Genomic DNA, 13,969 nt, shown 5'->3' with positions numbered 1-13,969 from the left:
CGACGAACCGATGTGGCCGGCGCGGAGACGAACAGGGTGACAGACCCGCACCACCGACAAGGAGCTCGTCATGAACCGTCTCTCGTCCGCCCTCCTCGCCGGCGCGCTGGCCCTCGGGGCCGTCGTGCCCGCCCTGGCCGGTCCGGCCGCCGCGCGACCCGCCACCGAGGCGCCGTCCGGCACCGCAGCCGTACCCGTTGCCGCCGGGGCGCGATCCGCCGCCGGCCTTCCCGCGGCCGGTGCCGTCGCCCCCGGTTCCCTCAGCGACCGGCGCCACCCGGCCGAGGTGGCGGCGCACCAGGCCGCCGGCCCGGTCGAGCTGCTCAGTGTCCGGGGCGCCGGCCCGTTCCGGATCGGCGCGAGCCTGGCCCGGCTGTCGGCGGCCGGCCTGATCGACTGGACGGCCGACGGCTGCCCGGGCGTGGTCCACACCGGCGTCACCGGCGAGTGGGCGGGGAAGATCATTCTCGCCTTCCGCCACGGGCGGCTGGTCGCTATCGGCACCGCCACCGCCCCGCCCCGCTCGCCCGCCGGGGCGAGCGTCGGCATGTTCTTCGCCGAGCTGGAGGAGATCTACGGCCCGCGCGGTGAGCTGATCCGCAACGACGCCGGCGACGACACGGCGTACCTGGTCCGGTTCGGCAGCCGGGTGGAGCTGTTCACCGGGCACCCGATCCGCGCGGGCGTCGGCTGGTTCGAGGTGGGGCGCGCGGACTTCGTCGAGCGGGGGTTCCGGCAGGGCCGCTCCTGCTGAAACCGCCCGGGACGAGGGGCGCCGGCACCGCGCCGGCGCCCCTCGTTCGCATCGTTTCGCTTCAGCACGACAATATCGCCGTGGACAACAGTGTGTGCCACACAGTATGGTGTGACCCATGGTGAGCGAGGAGATCCTGCGGACCCATCTCCAGGAGTTGCGCCGCGGCACGGTGGTGGTGGCGAGCCTGGTCGCCCTGCGGCACCCCGACTACGGCTACGCGCTGCTGCAACGACTGGCCGGGCACGGCTTCCCGGTCGACGCGAACACGCTCTATCCCCTGCTGCGCCGCTTGGAGGAGCAGGGGCTGCTGACCAGCGAGTGGAACACCGAGGAGAGCCGCCCGCGCAAGTTCTACCGCACCAGCGAGGAGGGCGAGGCCGTGCTGCGCCGGCTCCTCGACGACCTCGCCGCCGTGCAGACCTCCGTCGCCGGGCTGATCGAAGGAGTGGACCGATGAATTCCCTGACCGACCGCTACGTCGCCGCCACCCTGCGGGCCGTGCCCGCGCCCCGCCGGGCGGAGATCGCCACCGAGCTGCGCACCTCCATCGAGGACATGATCGACGGCCGCACCGCCACCGGGCAGGACGCCGCCACGGCCGAGCGCGAGGTGCTGACCGAGATGGGCCACCCGGAACGGCTCGCCGCCCGGTACGCCGACCGCCGGCTCCAGCTCATCGGACCCACCTACTACCTGGTCTGGCAGCGGCTGCTGAAGGGGCTGCTCGCCGTCGTGCCGGCCATCGTCGGCGTGACGGTCGGGGTGATCAAGGCGACGGTGGACGGCGAACCCGGCCCGGCCATCGGCGCCGGCATCAGCGCCGCCCTCCAGACGGCGGTGCAGATCGCCTTCTGGGTGACCCTCTGCTTCGCCGTACTGGAACGGACCGACACCTCGCTGAACCTGCCGGACTGGACCGTCGACCAGCTCCCCGAGGGCCCGGTGGAGCGGGACGTGCGGCTCACCGACACCTGCGCGGCGGTGGCGATGCTGCTGCTCACCCTCGCGTTCCTGCCCTGGCAGCACTTCCAGCCCTGGGTCACCGGCACCGACGGCGAGCGCATCCCCCTGCTCGACCCGGCGCTCTGGCGCTCCTGGCTGCCGCTGCTGGCGGCGGTGCTCGTCGCCGGCCTGGCACTGGAGCTCGCGAAGTACCGCGCCCGGCGCTGGACCTGGCCGCTGGTGGCGGTCAACGTCGTGCTCGACCTGGCCTTCGCCGTACCGGTCGCCTGGCTGCTGCTCACCGACCGGCTGCTCAACCCGGAGCTGGTCGCCCGGTTCGCCTGGCTGCGGGAGGGCGACCACCTCGGCAGCGTCGCGACGGCCTCGGTCGTGGTCATCGCCGCGATCACGCTCTGGGACATCGTCGACAGCGCGGTGAAGGCCCGCCGCCGCCACGCCTGAGCAGCCCACCCGGTCCGGCGCGCACTCCCGGCGCCGGACCGGGTGCCGTTCAGCGCGGGCCCGCCCGCCACTCACGGGCCAGCAGGGCGTACACCGCCTCGTCGGTCCACTCCCCCTTGACCCACTCGTTCTGCCGCAGGAGCGCCTCCCGGCGCATGCCGAGCCGCTCCAGCACCCGGGCCGAGGCGGTGTTGCGGGCGTCCAGCCGGCCGACGATCCGGTGCAGGCCCAGCCCGTCGAAGCCGAGCCGCAGCATCTCCCGGGCCGCCTCGGTGGCGTACCCGTGACCGGTGTGGTCGGGATGCAGGACGTACCCGATCTCGCCCTGCCGGTGCGTGACGCTCGTCCAGATCAGCAGCACGTCGCCGATCACGGCGCCGGTCTGCCGCAGCACCAGCGCCAGGTTCAGCACGTCACCCTCGGCCCGCAGCGCCACCCGGGCGCGCTTGCGGGCCAACGTTTCCCGGCTGGCGGCCTCGTCGTTCGGGCCGAAGTAGAGGTAGCGGGTGACGTCGGCCCGGGACTGGTAGTCGTGCAGGGCGGCCAAGTCGTCGGCGGTGAAGAGCCGCAGGTCGAGGCGGTCGGTGCGGAGTGGGAGTTCGGGGACCAGCATCCCGGCAGGCTACGGCGGGACCGGGCGGCCGGTCAGCCGGGTTACGCCGCGCGGCCGCCGGGACGGGTCAGCAGGCGACGGTGTCCCAGCCGGCCGGCAGCCTCGGCACCGTCCAGGCAGGGTCCGGCCGCCAGTGCGCCCAGCCCTCGTCCCACCACCGCCGGCCGGCGTCCAGCAGGGCGGCGATCCGGTCCCCCTCCGCGCGGATTGCGTCCGCCATGCCCGGGTAGCGCCCCTCGGTGAGGCGCTGGGCGAACATCTCGACGTCCTTCCAGACGTACCGGTCGGCGCCCGCCGGCCACCACAGGTCCAGCTCGTGGTCGAGGGTGTCCACCCCGACGGGGGTACGCCGGAACGGGTCCTGGAGGTTGAAGTACCAGCCGGCGAAGGCGCGGTCCTCGCCCGTCCAGAAGACGTCCACCGAGTGCGCCTCGCCCGGGCGCTGGAGCATCAGCTTGCCGTGACCCGACCAGGCGGTGTGCCCGGCGGTCTGCCAGGGGTGACGGCCGCACGGGAAGGAGCCGAGTTCCGGGAAGCCGAACTCGGCCCCCGGCGGCAGGTAGAGCGCGAGCAGGTCGGCGGAGTCCTCGACGCAGATGGTCGGACAGCCGAACCAGACCTCGCCGCGCAGGATCTCCCGCCGGACGACCACGTCGCCCGGCGGGAAGTGCTGCCCGGTCACCGGATCAGGCGTCCACCGCGGCCATGACGTCGTCGGAGACGTCGAAGTTGGCGTAGACGTTCTGCACGTCGTCGCAGTCCTCGAGGACGTCGATCAGCTTGAAGACCTTGCGCGCCCCGTCCTCGTCCAGCGGCACGTTGACGCTGGGGATCAGGGAGGACTCGGCCGACTCGTACTCGATGCCGGCGTCCTGCAGGGCGGTGCGGACCCCGATCAGGTCGGTCGGCTCGGAGACCACCTCGTACGCCTCACCGAGGTCGTTGACCTCCTCGGCGCCCGCGTCGAGGACGGCCATCATGATGTCGTCCTCGGTGGTGCCGGCCTTGGGGACGATCACCACGCCCTTGCGGGAGAACATGTACGACACCGAGCCGGCGTCGGCGAGCGACCCGCCGTTGCGGGTCAGCGCCGTGCGGACCTCGGTGGCGGCCCGGTTGCGGTTGTCGGTCAGGCACTCGATGAGCATCGCCACGCCGTTCGGGCCGTAGCCCTCGTACATGATCGTCTGCCAGTCGGCGCCGCCGGCCTCCAGGCCGGAGCCCCGCTTGACCGCGCGGTCGATGTTGTCGTTCGGTACCGAGTTCTTCTTGGCCTTCTGAATGGCGTCGTAGAGCGTCGGGTTACCGGCCGGGTCGCCACCGCCGGTCCGCGCCGCGACCTCGACGTTCTTGATCAGCTTGGCGAACATCTTGCCGCGCTTGGCGTCGATGACCGCCTTCTTGTGCTTGGTCGTCGCCCACTTTGAGTGGCCGGACATCTGTTACCTCCGTTGCTACCCGCCGTCGCATCGACCGCACCGCACGCGCCCCGCTCCCGCCGGCGCACGCGGAGGTGCCGGTCAGCCCTGGTGGAAGCCGTGGCGGGCAGATGGCCCTGCCGAATCTCGGCAATCCTACCGACGCCCGGCGGCCCGCTGTCACCGCGCCGCGCGCCGCCGGGCGCCCCGCCCGCCCGGAACGGGACGGACGGGGCAAAAGGGCTGGCCCGGTCAGGATCGGAAGCCGTACGACCCCAGCACGGTGAACCCGGACGTGGACCGCTCCTCGCACCGGTTCTCCAGCCCGGGCCGGTAGCGGCGGAACGACTCCAGCCCCGGCAACGGCCCCGGCAGCTCGGGTGCCATGGCGATGTCCACGAAAGTCCGCTCGTCGTCCAGCTGGAGCGTCACGTACCGCAGCCCGGCGGGCCGGACCCGGGCCACCTCCTCGTGCACGGCCCGGAGCAGGAGCAGGTGCTCCGACAGGTGCTCGGCGCGGACCCGCTGGCGGATGAGGAGTGCCTCCATGCTCACCGGGTCCGCTCCGGGCTGCCGTGTGCCGCCACCGGGTCGCTCGAACGCGGCTCGCGCGCCCGGCTGACGATCTCCGTCAGCATCGCCGACACGTCGGCCGCCCGCCCGGCGGCCGGCGCGATCCGCCCCGGTGCCGTCGGGTCGCCCGGATCCGACCCGGAGAAGTCGAAGTCGGTGAAGACGGTCAGGCAGGCCACCGCGGGCACGACGACCGCCCGGACCTCGGCCAGGATCTGCCGCAGGTGCTCGCCGGCCCGGGTGCCGCCCTGCACGCCGTAGCTGAGCACCCCGGCCGGCTTGCCGTTCCACTCGACGAAGAGGTAGTCGACGGCGTTCTTCACCGCGGCGGGGACGGAGTGGTTGTACTCCGGCGTCACGAACACGAACGCGTCGCAGGCCGCGACCGCGGCGGACCAGCGACGGGTGTGCGGATTGCGGTAGTCGCCGAACATCGCCGGCACCGGCTCGTCGAGCAGCGGCAGGTCCTGCTCCGCCAGGTCCAGCACCTCCACGACGGCGGTGCCGGCGCGCACCGCGTCGTGCCGCGCCGCCACCTCGCCGACCCACCCGGCGACCGCCGCGCCGCGCCGGCCGGGACGGGTGCTTCCCACGATCAGGCCGATCCGGAGCGGCCCCGCTGTCTGTGTGTTGTCCATGCCGCTGAGCCTGCGACCGATCCGTCTGCGTGGGGAGGCCGCCGCGAGGGTGGCCCCGGCAGGGCCACCCACGGTTCCCGAGGCGCTGTCAGACTGGCTCGGTGATGGACGGGGAGTTGGGCGCGTTCCTGCGCAGCCGCCGGGAGGCCGTGCAACCGGCCCAGGTCGGCCTCGCCACCGGCGCCCGACGGCGCACGCCCGGGCTGCGCCGGGCCGAACTGGCAACCCTCGCCCAGGTCAGCATCGAGTACCTGACCCGCCTGGAACAGGGCCGCGACACCCGGCCGTCGCCCGAGATCCTCGCCGCGCTCGCCGACGCCCTGCGGCTCGACGACGCCGACCGCGAGCACCTGCGGCAGCTGGCGGCAACCAACCACAGTCGCAGCCTGTGCCCCGGCGAACGGCCGACGGTCTCCCGCACGGTCCGCCCGACCGTCCGCGCGGTGCTCGACGCGCTGCGGGACTCCCCCGCGTACGTGCTCAACCGGCTCGGCGACGTGCTGGCCTGGAACGATCCGTTCGACCGGCTGGCCCGCCCCCTGGGCCTGCTCGACGGTGACCGCCCCAACCTGGTGTGGTTCGTGCTGTCCGACGAGCGCGCCCGCGACCACTTTCCGGACTGGGCGCAGCTGGCCGACCACCAGGTCGCCGAGCTGCACCGGCTGCGCCAGGGCGACCGCGCCACCGACGACTTCGCCGAGCGGCTCGCCCGCACGGTCGGCGCGCCCTTCACGCAGCGGTGGCAGCGGCGGCCGGTGACCGCGCCGGTCACCGGCGTGCGGGGCCTGCGGCATCCGGAGGTGGGGCTGCTGCGGCTGACGTACGAGACGCTGGAGTTCGCCGACAGCGACCACCAGCGTCTCGTCGTCCACCTGCCCGCCGACGCGGCGACGGCGGCCGGGCTGGACCGGCTGCAGGGCCGCCTGCCCGGGCACCTGCGGTCGGTGGCCGGCTGAAGTGCGAAGGCCGGAGGACCGTCGGCCGTCCGGCGGGACCGGTCAGCGGGCGGCCCGCACCAGCTCCACGAAGTACGCGTGCACGCGCAGGTCGCCGGTCAGCTCGGGGTGGAACGAGGTGGCCAGCAGATTTCCCTGCCGGACCGCCACGATCCGCCCGGCCGTGGGGCCCTGGGTGACCGTGCCGAGCACCTCGACGCCGTCGCCGACCCGCTCCACCCACGGCGCCCGGATGAAGACCGCGTGGAACGGCTCGCCCGGCACGCCGGTGATCTCCACCGGCGCCTCGAACGAGTCGACCTGCCGGCCGAAGGCGTTGCGGCGCACGGTCATGTCGATGCCGGCGAAGCCGCGCTGGTCGGGCCGGCCGTCCAGGACCTCGGCCGCCAGCATGATCATGCCGGCGCAGGATCCGTAGACCGGCATGCCGCCGGCGATCCGCTTGTCGATCGGCTCGCGCAGCTCGAAGATGTCGGTCAGTTTGCTGATCGTGGTGGACTCGCCGCCGGGAATGACCAGCCCGTCGACCGCGTCCAGCTCCTGTGCACGGCGTACCGGGCGGGCGTCCGCGCCGGCCCCGGCCAGGGCCGCGACGTGCTCGCGGACGTCTCCCTGCAGGGCGAGCACACCGATGACGGGCGCGTCGCTCATGTGATCGCTCCTTGGTGGTTCCTGCGCGACGGCGGGCCGGCGCACCGGCCCGCCGTGCGTTTCCGGTCCCGGCGTGTGCCGGAATCCGTTCACCAACCGCGCTCGGCCAGGCGATGCGGCTGCGGGATCTCGTCGACGTTGATGCCGACCATCGCCTCGCCGAGGCCGCGCGAGACCTTAGCCAGCACGTCCGGGTCGTCGTGGAAGGTGGTGGCCTTGACGATCGCGGCGGCGCGCTGGGCCGGGTTGCCGGACTTGAAGATGCCGGAGCCGACGAAGACGCCCTCGGCGCCGAGCTGCATCATCATCGCGGCGTCGGCCGGGGTGGCGATACCACCGGCGGTGAAGAGCACCACCGGCAGCTTGCCGGTCTCGGCGACCTCCTTGACCAGCTCGTACGGAGCCTGCAGCTCCTTGGCGGCGACGAACAGCTCGTCGGCCGGCAGCGAGCGGAGCCGGGCGATCTCCTGCCGGATCTTGCGCATGTGCATGGTGGCGTTGGAGACGTCGCCGGTGCCGGCCTCGCCCTTGGAGCGGATCATCGCCGCACCCTCGGTGATCCGGCGCAGCGCCTCACCGAGGTTGGTGGCACCACAGACGAAGGGGACGGTGAAGGCCCACTTGTCGATGTGGTTGGCGTAGTCGGCCGGGGTCAGCACCTCGGACTCGTCGACGTAGTCGACGCCGAGGGACTGCAGGATCTGCGCCTCGACGAAGTGGCCGATCCGGGCCTTGGCCATGACCGGGATGGAGACGGCGTTGATGATGCCGTCGATCATGTCCGGGTCGCTCATCCGGGACACGCCGCCCTGGGCGCGGATGTCGGCGGGCACGCGCTCCAGCGCCATCACGGCGACGGCGCCGGCGTCCTCGGCGATCTTGGCCTGCTCGGGGGTGACCACGTCCATGATCACGCCGCCCTTGAGCATCTCGGCCATGCCGCGCTTGACGCGGGCGGTGCCGACGACAGAGGTGGTGTTGGCGTTCTGGGGAGTGGTTTCGGGCACGGGTTATCGCTCCTCGGACGTGCTCGGGGGTGGCTTGCGACTGATGCTACGGCCGGATCAACGCCCGTCCGACAGCCAATCAGCCCCCGGGTGGCCTGCACTGTGGCCGTCGTCACCCGGGCTCGGCCACCCGCCCGGACCAGGGAAAACCGGGCGATCGGGCACACCGCCGCCGAAAGCCGACGGTCAGGTCGCGGGAGCCTCGGCGGCGACCACGAGCGTCGGATCGTCGATGTCGAAGTAGCGGGGCCACGGGTGCCGGCGCCCCATCCGGCACAGCCGCACCAGCGGGCGGCTGCGCGCGGACCGGGCGTCGCGGACCAGGTCGGTGTGCACCTGCCGGGCCAGGGCCAGCCGCCGGCTGGCGGCGATCACCGACTCGCAGACCGGGTCGGCCGGGTCCAGCCGTACCGCCCGCAACTGCCGGGTGAGGTCGTTCTCGGCGGCCTCCCGCTCCTCCGGCGGGGCGTCCAGCGCGATCCGGGCCGCCGCGTACAGCTCGACGCCGAAGCGCCGCTCGGCCAGCACCGCGGCGGCGGCCGCCCGGCGCAGCAGGTGCGCGTCGAGGGCCCGGGCCGCGGACTCCGCCCGGGACTGCAGCCGCTCGACCCGGCCGGCCGTCCAGATCAGGTACGCCGCGACCAGGGCGAGCGCCACCGTCGCGCCCACCACCCACCACATGTGCGGCATCGTAGTGCTCACACCGCCCCGCCCAGCCCCACCCATTCCTGGTCGATGACCCGGCCGTCGGTGGCCTCGATGGCCGCCGCGTAGACCTCCAGCACCCGGCGGGCGATCACCGGCCAGTCGTAGTGCGCCACCACCTGGTCGCCGCAGGCGGTCAGCGCGGCCCGGCCCTGCGGGTCGTCGAGCAGGTCGGCCAGGGCGGTACGCAGCGCCGCCGCGTCCCCGGTGGGGAAGAGCCGGCCGGCCCGGCCGCCGTCGAGCACCCGGCGGAACGCGTCCAGGTCGCTGGCGACCACCGTGGTGCCCGCGGCCAGCGCCTCGGTGAGGATCATCCCGAACGACTCCCCGCCGGTGTTCGGCGCGACGTAGAGGTGCACGCTGCGCAGCATCCGGGCCTTCTCCTGCTCGGGCACCATGCCGAGGAAGGTCACCCGGTCGCGCAGTTCGGCCGGGAACCGCCCGAACAGGTCGTCCGGGTCGCCGGGGCCGGCCACCAGCAGCCGTAGGCCGGGCCGGTGCGGTGCCAGCGCCACGAAGGCGTCGCGCAGGATCGGGAACCCCTTGCGGGCCTCGGTGAAGCGGCCGAGGAAGCCGAGCGTGCCGCCGGTGCCCGGCGCGCACTCCCCCGGCCAGCCGGGCAGCGGCTCCACGCCGGCGAACTTCGCCACCGCCACCCCGTTGGGGATCTCCGTCGCGCCGCCGTCCATGTGCTCGACCTGGACCTTGCGGGCCAGGGCGCTGACCGCGATCCGGGCGGTGATCCGCTCCAGCACGATCTGCAGCACGCCCTGCGCGGCGGCGAGCACCCGGGACCGGGTCATCGCGGTGTGGAAGGTCGCCACCACCGGCCCGCGCGCGGAGAGCACCGCGAGCATCGACAGGCTCAGGGTCAGCGGCTCGTGCACGTGCAGCACGTCGAAGTCGCCCCGGGTGATCCAGCGGCGCACCCGGGCGGTGGAGACCGGGCCGAAGGCGATCCGGGCCACCGACCCGTTGTACGGCAGCGGCACCGCCCGCCCGGCCGAGACCACGTACGGCGGCAGCGGCGACTCCTCGTCGGCCGGGGCCAGCACGCTCACCTCGTGACCGAGTCCGATCAGCGCCTCGGCGAGATCCATGACGTGGTTCTGCACCCCGCCGGGTACGTCGAAGGAGTACGGGCACACGATGCCGATCCGCACGTAGGCGCCCTTCCCGTCAGGCCTGGCCGGTGACCGGCGTGGCTGTTGTCGCGCCGCTGCCCGTGCTCTTCTGGTCCAGCCACATCCGCTGCAGCATGTGCCAGTCTTCCGGATGCCGCGCGATGCCCGCCGCGAGACCGTCGGCAATGCGCTGGGTCAACAGCCGGACCCGCTGGTCCAGGGGTGCCGAGTCCGGGTCCGGCAGGGGCAGCGGGCCCTCGATCGAGGCGCACGCCGCGTCCGGTTCGTACCACATCGAGGCCACGTAGAGCGGGGCGCCGGTGCGGACCGCCAGCAGCGCGGGGCCGGCCGGCATCCGGGTCCGGCCGCCGAAGAACTCCACCTCCACGCCGCGCGCGGAGAGGTCCCGGTCGGCCAGCAGCGGCACCACCGTGCCGGCGCGTACCCGGTCCACCAGTACGTCGAAGACGGGCCGGTCGCCGCCGTGGGTGGGCAGGATCTCCATGCCCAGGCCCTGGCGGAAGGCGAGGAACCGCTCGTAGACCGCCTCGGGCTTGAGCCGTTCGGCGACCGTGGTGATCGGCCATCCGGTGGCGGCGACCCAGGCGCCCGCGGCGTCCCAGTTGCCGGCGTGCGGCAGGGCGACCACCGCGCCCCGGCCGGTGGCCACGTCGTCGGCGAGCCGCTGCGCCCCGGCCGGGTCCAGCCGGAACCCGGCGAGGATCTCGGTACGGCTCAGCGCCGGCAGGCGGAACGCCTCCATCCAGTACCGGGCGTACGAGCGCAGGGCGCGCCGCACCAGCGCGTCCAGCTCGGCCTCGGGCAGGTCGGGGCCGACCACCCGGCGCAGGTTGGCGCGCAGCCGGGCCGTACCCCCGCCGCCCGCGCGGTGGGCGCGGTCGGCGCCCGCCCGGAAGGCCGCGGCCACGACGGGCCGGGGCAGCACGCGGGCCGCGCGCCACCCGGCGAGGTAGCCGAGCTCCGTGAGGTTCACTCCCGGCCGACCAGCTGGGCCTGCTTGTACACGTGCGCCATGCGCTGCCCCACCGTGAAGATCGAGACGGCGGCGAGCAGCCAGAGGGCGATCTCCAGGGCGTGGTCGACGCCGAGCCCGGTGAGCAGCCCGCCCACGCCGACGATCAGCAGCCGCTCGGTGCGCTCGGCGATGCCCACGTTGCAGGTCATGCCGAGCCCCTCGGCGCGGGCCTTGACGTAGGAGACCAGCCCGCCGGCGGCCAGGCAGAGCAGCGCCGCGGCCACCCCCGAGTAGTCATGCTCGGTGGCCAGCCAGTAGGCGACCGCGCCGAAGACGGCGCTGTCGGCGATCCGGTCCATGCTCGAGTCGAGGAACGCCCCGAAGCGGGTGGAGCCGCCGCTCATCCGGGCCATCGTCCCGTCGAGCAGGTCGGTGAGCGCGAAGACCGTCACGATGAGGGCGCCGGCGACCAGGTCACCCCGGGCGCCGAAGCCGAGAGCGCCGACGAGCACGCCGAGGGTGCCGGTCACGGTGACCGCGTTGGGGGACACGCCGGCGCGGAGCAGGCCGCGCGCGACCGGCTCCACGACACGGGTCATCCCCGCGCGGGCCGTCACTTGGAAGATCTTCGCCATGGCGGTCCCACGATAACGGCCGGGAGCGGTCGGCGACACAGCCGGTCGTCCGACCCGCGTGGCGGAGGCTTGTGTCTCCCCGGCAACGGGTGTGAGATCGGGTGTGGGAGGTGAGCCAGCTCACCGACCCACCCGTCTGATTACCCGTCGTCCAGGAGAGCACCGGAGGATATCGCCGCGGCACCCGCCCGGGCCCGCTTCCCCGTCGCGCGCGGCGGTCGCCACCAACCACGGCTGAGGGAGGTGCGCCGCGATGGCGCAGAAGAACCAGGAGAAGGGTGTCACCGGCGCGGCGCCGGTGGTGACCGAGCCCGGCAGGGTTCGCAACGTGGTGCTCGTCGGGCACTCCGGGGCGGGCAAGACGACCCTGGTCGAGGCGCTGCTCGCGGCCAGCGGCACGATCAGCCGCGCCGGCAGCGTCACCGACGGCACCACCGTCTGCGACCACGACCCCGCGGCGGTACGCCAGCAGCGCTCGGTCAGCCTGGCCTGCGCGCCGCTGATGCACCAGGGCGTCAAGGTCAACCTCCTGGACACCCCCGGGTACGGCGACTTCGTCGGCGAGCTGCGGGCCGGCCTGCGGGCCGCCGACGCGGCGCTGTTCGTGGTCTCCGCGGCCGACGGCATGGACATGGCCACCGCCGCCCTCTGGGAGGAGTGCGCCGCGGTGGACATGCCGCGGGCCGTCGCGGTGTCCCGGCTGGACCACCCGCGCGCCGACTTCGACGAGGCGGTGGCGCTGTGCCAGCGCGTCTTCGGCGACAACGTCATCCCGCTCTACCTGCCGATGCTCGGTGACGACGGCGAGTCGGTGGCCGGCCTCATGGGGTTGATCACCCGCCGGGTCTTCGACTACTCGGCCGGACTGCCCGCCGCCGTGCGCGAGCCGGACCCGGAGCACCTGCCGGCGATCCTGGAGTCCCGCAACGAGCTGATCGAGGGGGTCATCGCCGAGAGCGAGGACGAGACCCTGATGGACCGCTACCTCGGCGGCGAGGAGATCGACACCGAGGTGCTCATCACCGACCTGGAGAAGGCGGTCGCCCGCGGCCACTTCTACCCGGTGGTGCCGGTCTGCGCGGAGACCGGTGTCGGCCTGGACGCGCTGCTGGACGGCCTCGTCGCCGCCTTCCCGTCCCCGCTGGAGCACGAGGTCCCCGCGGTCACCGGGGTGGACGGCTCGCCCCGGCCGCCGATGAGCTGCGACCCGGACGGCCCGCTGGTGGCCGAGGTGGTCAAGACGACCGTCGACCGGCACGTCGGCCGGGTCTCGCTGGTGCGGGTCTTCTCCGGCACGCTCCGCCCCGACCAGGTGGTGCACGTCTCCGGGCACGGCATGGCCGAGCGCGGGCACCCCGACCACGACGCCGACGAGCGGGTCGGGCACGTCTACACCCCGCTCGGCGCGGCGCTGCGCGAGGTGCCCGTCTGCGTGGCGGGCGACCTCTGCGCGATCACCAAGTCGGGCAGCGCGGAGACCGGCGACACCATCTCCGCCAAGGAGGACCCGCTGCTCGTCGCCCCCTGGGCGATGCCCGAGCCGCTGCTGCCGGTGGCGATCGTGGCGAAGAGCCGGGCCGACGAGGACGCCCTCGCCCGCAACCTGAGCCGGCTGGTCGCCGGCGACCCGACGCTGCGGCTGGAACGCAACCCGGAGACCCACCAGCTGGTGCTCTGGTGCATGGGCGAGGCGCACGCCGACGTGGTGCTCGATCGGCTGCGCAGCGGCGGCGTGGAGCTGGAGACCGAACCGGTGCGGGTGCCGCTGCGCGAGACGCTGACCGTCGGCAGCCGGGGCCACGGCCGGCACGTCAAGCAGTCCGGCGGCCACGGCCAGTACGCCGTCTGCGACATCGAGGTGGAGCCGCTGCCGCGCGGCGCCGGCTTCGAGTTCGTCGACCGGGTGGTCGGCGGGGCTGTCCCGCACAACTACATCCCGTCCGTGGAGAAGGGCGTCCGGGCGCAGATGGAACGCGGCCTGGTCGCCGGCCACAAGGTGGTGGACCTGCGGGTGACCCTGGTCGACGGCAAGGCGCACAGCGTCGACTCCTCCGACGCGGCCTTCCAGACCGCCGGCGCGCTCGCGCTGCGCGACGCCGCGGAGCAGGGTCAGCCGGCGCTGCTGGAGCCGGTGGACGAGGTGGCGATCCGGGTGCCCGACGGCTCCGTCGGCCCGGTGCTGGGCGACCTGTCCGGCCGGCGCGGCCGGGTGCTCGGCACCGAGCCGGACCCGGACGCCGAGGGCCGCACCGTGATCCGCGCCGAGGTGCCCGCCACCGAGCTGCTCCGGTACGCGGTCGAGCTGCGCTCGATGACCCACGGCACCGGCACGTTCCGCCGCGAGTTCGCCCGCTACGAGCCCATGCCCGCCCACCTCGCCGAACAGGCCCGCAAGGAACACACCCCCTAACCCTTCACCCCTCCCCCGCAGTCTCAGAGAAAGCGTGGCTATTCCTCGCGGAATGGCCACGCTTTCTCTGTAAGTGCGCGGATCTTGGGGCGGGTAGGGGGG

The 13,969-nt window shown here is 73.8% G+C and carries 16 protein-coding genes; 5 read left to right on the top strand and 11 right to left on the bottom strand.

The window, feature by feature from the left end; all coding sequences use genetic code 11:
- Nucleotides 1-70: 70 nt before the first annotated feature.
- The 3 genes from ACSNN7_RS18035 (at nucleotide 71) to ACSNN7_RS18025 (ending at nucleotide 2,161) form a co-directional block, all read left to right on the top strand.
- A complete protein-coding gene (locus tag ACSNN7_RS18035) occupies nucleotides 71-754 on the top strand; it encodes a hypothetical protein (protein ID WP_436681977.1) in 684 nt (227 codons plus the stop codon).
- 118 nt (nucleotides 755-872) lie between these two features.
- Nucleotides 873-1,214 (top strand): PadR family transcriptional regulator, encoded by a 342-nt coding sequence (locus ACSNN7_RS18030; protein WP_334453090.1) that lies wholly within the window; start codon nucleotides 873-875, stop codon nucleotides 1,212-1,214.
- Nucleotides 1,211-2,161: a permease prefix domain 1-containing protein gene (locus ACSNN7_RS18025; protein WP_436681976.1), complete on the top strand. Its 951-nt coding sequence runs from the start codon at nucleotides 1,211-1,213 to the stop codon at nucleotides 2,159-2,161. The genes ACSNN7_RS18030 and ACSNN7_RS18025 overlap by 4 nt, the downstream gene beginning before the upstream one ends.
- A gap of 49 nt (nucleotides 2,162-2,210) precedes the next feature.
- Here the strand turns inward: ACSNN7_RS18025 and ACSNN7_RS18020 are convergent, their stop codons facing one another.
- The 5 genes from ACSNN7_RS18020 to ACSNN7_RS18000 form a co-directional block, all read right to left on the bottom strand.
- Nucleotides 2,211-2,774, bottom strand: coding sequence for a GNAT family N-acetyltransferase (locus ACSNN7_RS18020; RefSeq protein ID WP_436681975.1), 564 nt, complete (start codon nucleotides 2,772-2,774; stop codon nucleotides 2,211-2,213).
- A 67-nt stretch (nucleotides 2,775-2,841) separates the two neighbouring features.
- On the bottom strand, nucleotides 2,842-3,456 hold the full coding sequence (locus tag ACSNN7_RS18015; protein ID WP_436681974.1) for a DUF402 domain-containing protein: 615 nt from the start codon (nucleotides 3,454-3,456) through the stop codon (nucleotides 2,842-2,844).
- A gap of 4 nt (nucleotides 3,457-3,460) precedes the next feature.
- Nucleotides 3,461-4,213, bottom strand: coding sequence for a YebC/PmpR family DNA-binding transcriptional regulator (locus ACSNN7_RS18010; protein ID WP_334453101.1), 753 nt, complete (start codon nucleotides 4,211-4,213; stop codon nucleotides 3,461-3,463).
- 231 nt (nucleotides 4,214-4,444) lie between these two features.
- Complete coding sequence (locus ACSNN7_RS18005) at nucleotides 4,445-4,741, bottom strand: hypothetical protein (RefSeq protein ID WP_436681973.1); 297 nt, start codon at nucleotides 4,739-4,741, stop codon at nucleotides 4,445-4,447.
- A 2-nt stretch (nucleotides 4,742-4,743) separates the two neighbouring features.
- Entirely contained in the window at nucleotides 4,744-5,403 is a 660-nt protein-coding gene (locus tag ACSNN7_RS18000) for an NADPH-dependent FMN reductase (protein WP_436681972.1), read from the bottom strand.
- A 104-nt stretch (nucleotides 5,404-5,507) separates the two neighbouring features.
- Between ACSNN7_RS18000 and ACSNN7_RS17995 the strand changes: the two genes are divergently transcribed.
- Complete coding sequence (locus ACSNN7_RS17995; protein WP_436681971.1) at nucleotides 5,508-6,359, top strand: helix-turn-helix transcriptional regulator; 852 nt, start codon at nucleotides 5,508-5,510, stop codon at nucleotides 6,357-6,359.
- A 42-nt stretch (nucleotides 6,360-6,401) separates the two neighbouring features.
- On the opposite strand, the gene pdxT is transcribed toward ACSNN7_RS17995, so the two are convergent.
- From pdxT to pgsA, 6 genes are all read right to left on the bottom strand, one after another.
- Nucleotides 6,402-7,010, bottom strand: a complete 609-nt coding sequence (gene pdxT, locus ACSNN7_RS17990; RefSeq protein WP_436681970.1) for a pyridoxal 5'-phosphate synthase glutaminase subunit PdxT — start codon at nucleotides 7,008-7,010, stop codon at nucleotides 6,402-6,404.
- An 89-nt stretch (nucleotides 7,011-7,099) separates the two neighbouring features.
- The gene (gene pdxS, locus ACSNN7_RS17985; protein ID WP_436681969.1) at nucleotides 7,100-8,017 is read right to left on the bottom strand and encodes a pyridoxal 5'-phosphate synthase lyase subunit PdxS; all 918 of its coding nucleotides are present in this window, start codon (nucleotides 8,015-8,017) and stop codon (nucleotides 7,100-7,102) included.
- Nucleotides 8,018-8,203: 186 nt separating this feature from the next.
- On the bottom strand, nucleotides 8,204-8,698 hold the full coding sequence (locus ACSNN7_RS17980; RefSeq protein WP_436681968.1) for a hypothetical protein: 495 nt from the start codon (nucleotides 8,696-8,698) through the stop codon (nucleotides 8,204-8,206).
- A 17-nt stretch (nucleotides 8,699-8,715) separates the two neighbouring features.
- Nucleotides 8,716-9,885, bottom strand: a complete 1,170-nt coding sequence (locus ACSNN7_RS17975; RefSeq protein ID WP_436681967.1) for a glycosyltransferase family 4 protein — start codon at nucleotides 9,883-9,885, stop codon at nucleotides 8,716-8,718.
- Between the two features lie 16 nt (nucleotides 9,886-9,901).
- Entirely contained in the window at nucleotides 9,902-10,840 is a 939-nt protein-coding gene (locus ACSNN7_RS17970) for a phosphatidylinositol mannoside acyltransferase (RefSeq protein ID WP_436681966.1), read from the bottom strand.
- Nucleotides 10,837-11,457 (bottom strand): phosphatidylinositol phosphate synthase, encoded by a 621-nt coding sequence (gene pgsA, locus ACSNN7_RS17965; RefSeq protein WP_436681965.1) that lies wholly within the window; start codon nucleotides 11,455-11,457, stop codon nucleotides 10,837-10,839. Before pgsA ends, ACSNN7_RS17970 begins: the two co-directional genes overlap by 4 nt.
- 253 nt (nucleotides 11,458-11,710) lie before the next feature.
- Between pgsA and ACSNN7_RS17960 the strand changes: the two genes are divergently transcribed.
- Nucleotides 11,711-13,867: an elongation factor G-like protein EF-G2 gene (locus ACSNN7_RS17960; RefSeq protein ID WP_436681964.1), complete on the top strand. Its 2,157-nt coding sequence runs from the start codon at nucleotides 11,711-11,713 to the stop codon at nucleotides 13,865-13,867.
- Nucleotides 13,868-13,969 lie beyond the last annotated feature (102 nt).

The organism is Micromonospora sp. URMC 105 (assembly GCF_051386295.1).
Classification (GTDB): Bacteria; Actinomycetota; Actinomycetes; order Mycobacteriales; family Micromonosporaceae; genus Micromonospora.
This window is presented reverse-complemented; position numbering and strand designations above follow the sequence as displayed.

Bases quoted from the DNA above. Each gene is read 5' to 3' on its own strand.
- pdxT (WP_436681970.1), bottom strand. From the start codon at position 7,010: ATGAGCGACGCGCCCGTCATCGGTGTGCTCGCCCTGCAGGGAGACGTC.
- ACSNN7_RS18000 (WP_436681972.1), bottom strand. From the start codon at position 5,403: ATGGACAACACACAGACAGCGGGGCCGCTCCGGATCGGCCTGATCGTG.
- ACSNN7_RS18005 (WP_436681973.1), bottom strand. From the start codon at position 4,741: ATGGAGGCACTCCTCATCCGCCAGCGGGTCCGCGCCGAGCACCTGTCG.
- ACSNN7_RS17995 (WP_436681971.1), top strand. From the start codon at position 5,508: ATGGACGGGGAGTTGGGCGCGTTCCTGCGCAGCCGCCGGGAGGCCGTG.
- ACSNN7_RS18025 (WP_436681976.1), top strand. From the start codon at position 1,211: ATGAATTCCCTGACCGACCGCTACGTCGCCGCCACCCTGCGGGCCGTG.
- ACSNN7_RS17960 (WP_436681964.1), top strand. From the start codon at position 11,711: ATGGCGCAGAAGAACCAGGAGAAGGGTGTCACCGGCGCGGCGCCGGTG.
- ACSNN7_RS18010 (WP_334453101.1), bottom strand. From the start codon at position 4,213: ATGTCCGGCCACTCAAAGTGGGCGACGACCAAGCACAAGAAGGCGGTC.
- pgsA (WP_436681965.1), bottom strand. From the start codon at position 11,457: ATGGCGAAGATCTTCCAAGTGACGGCCCGCGCGGGGATGACCCGTGTC.
- ACSNN7_RS17980 (WP_436681968.1), bottom strand. From the start codon at position 8,698: ATGTGGTGGGTGGTGGGCGCGACGGTGGCGCTCGCCCTGGTCGCGGCG.
- ACSNN7_RS18035 (WP_436681977.1), top strand. From the start codon at position 71: ATGAACCGTCTCTCGTCCGCCCTCCTCGCCGGCGCGCTGGCCCTCGGG.
- ACSNN7_RS18030 (WP_334453090.1), top strand. From the start codon at position 873: ATGGTGAGCGAGGAGATCCTGCGGACCCATCTCCAGGAGTTGCGCCGC.
- ACSNN7_RS18020 (WP_436681975.1), bottom strand. From the start codon at position 2,774: ATGCTGGTCCCCGAACTCCCACTCCGCACCGACCGCCTCGACCTGCGG.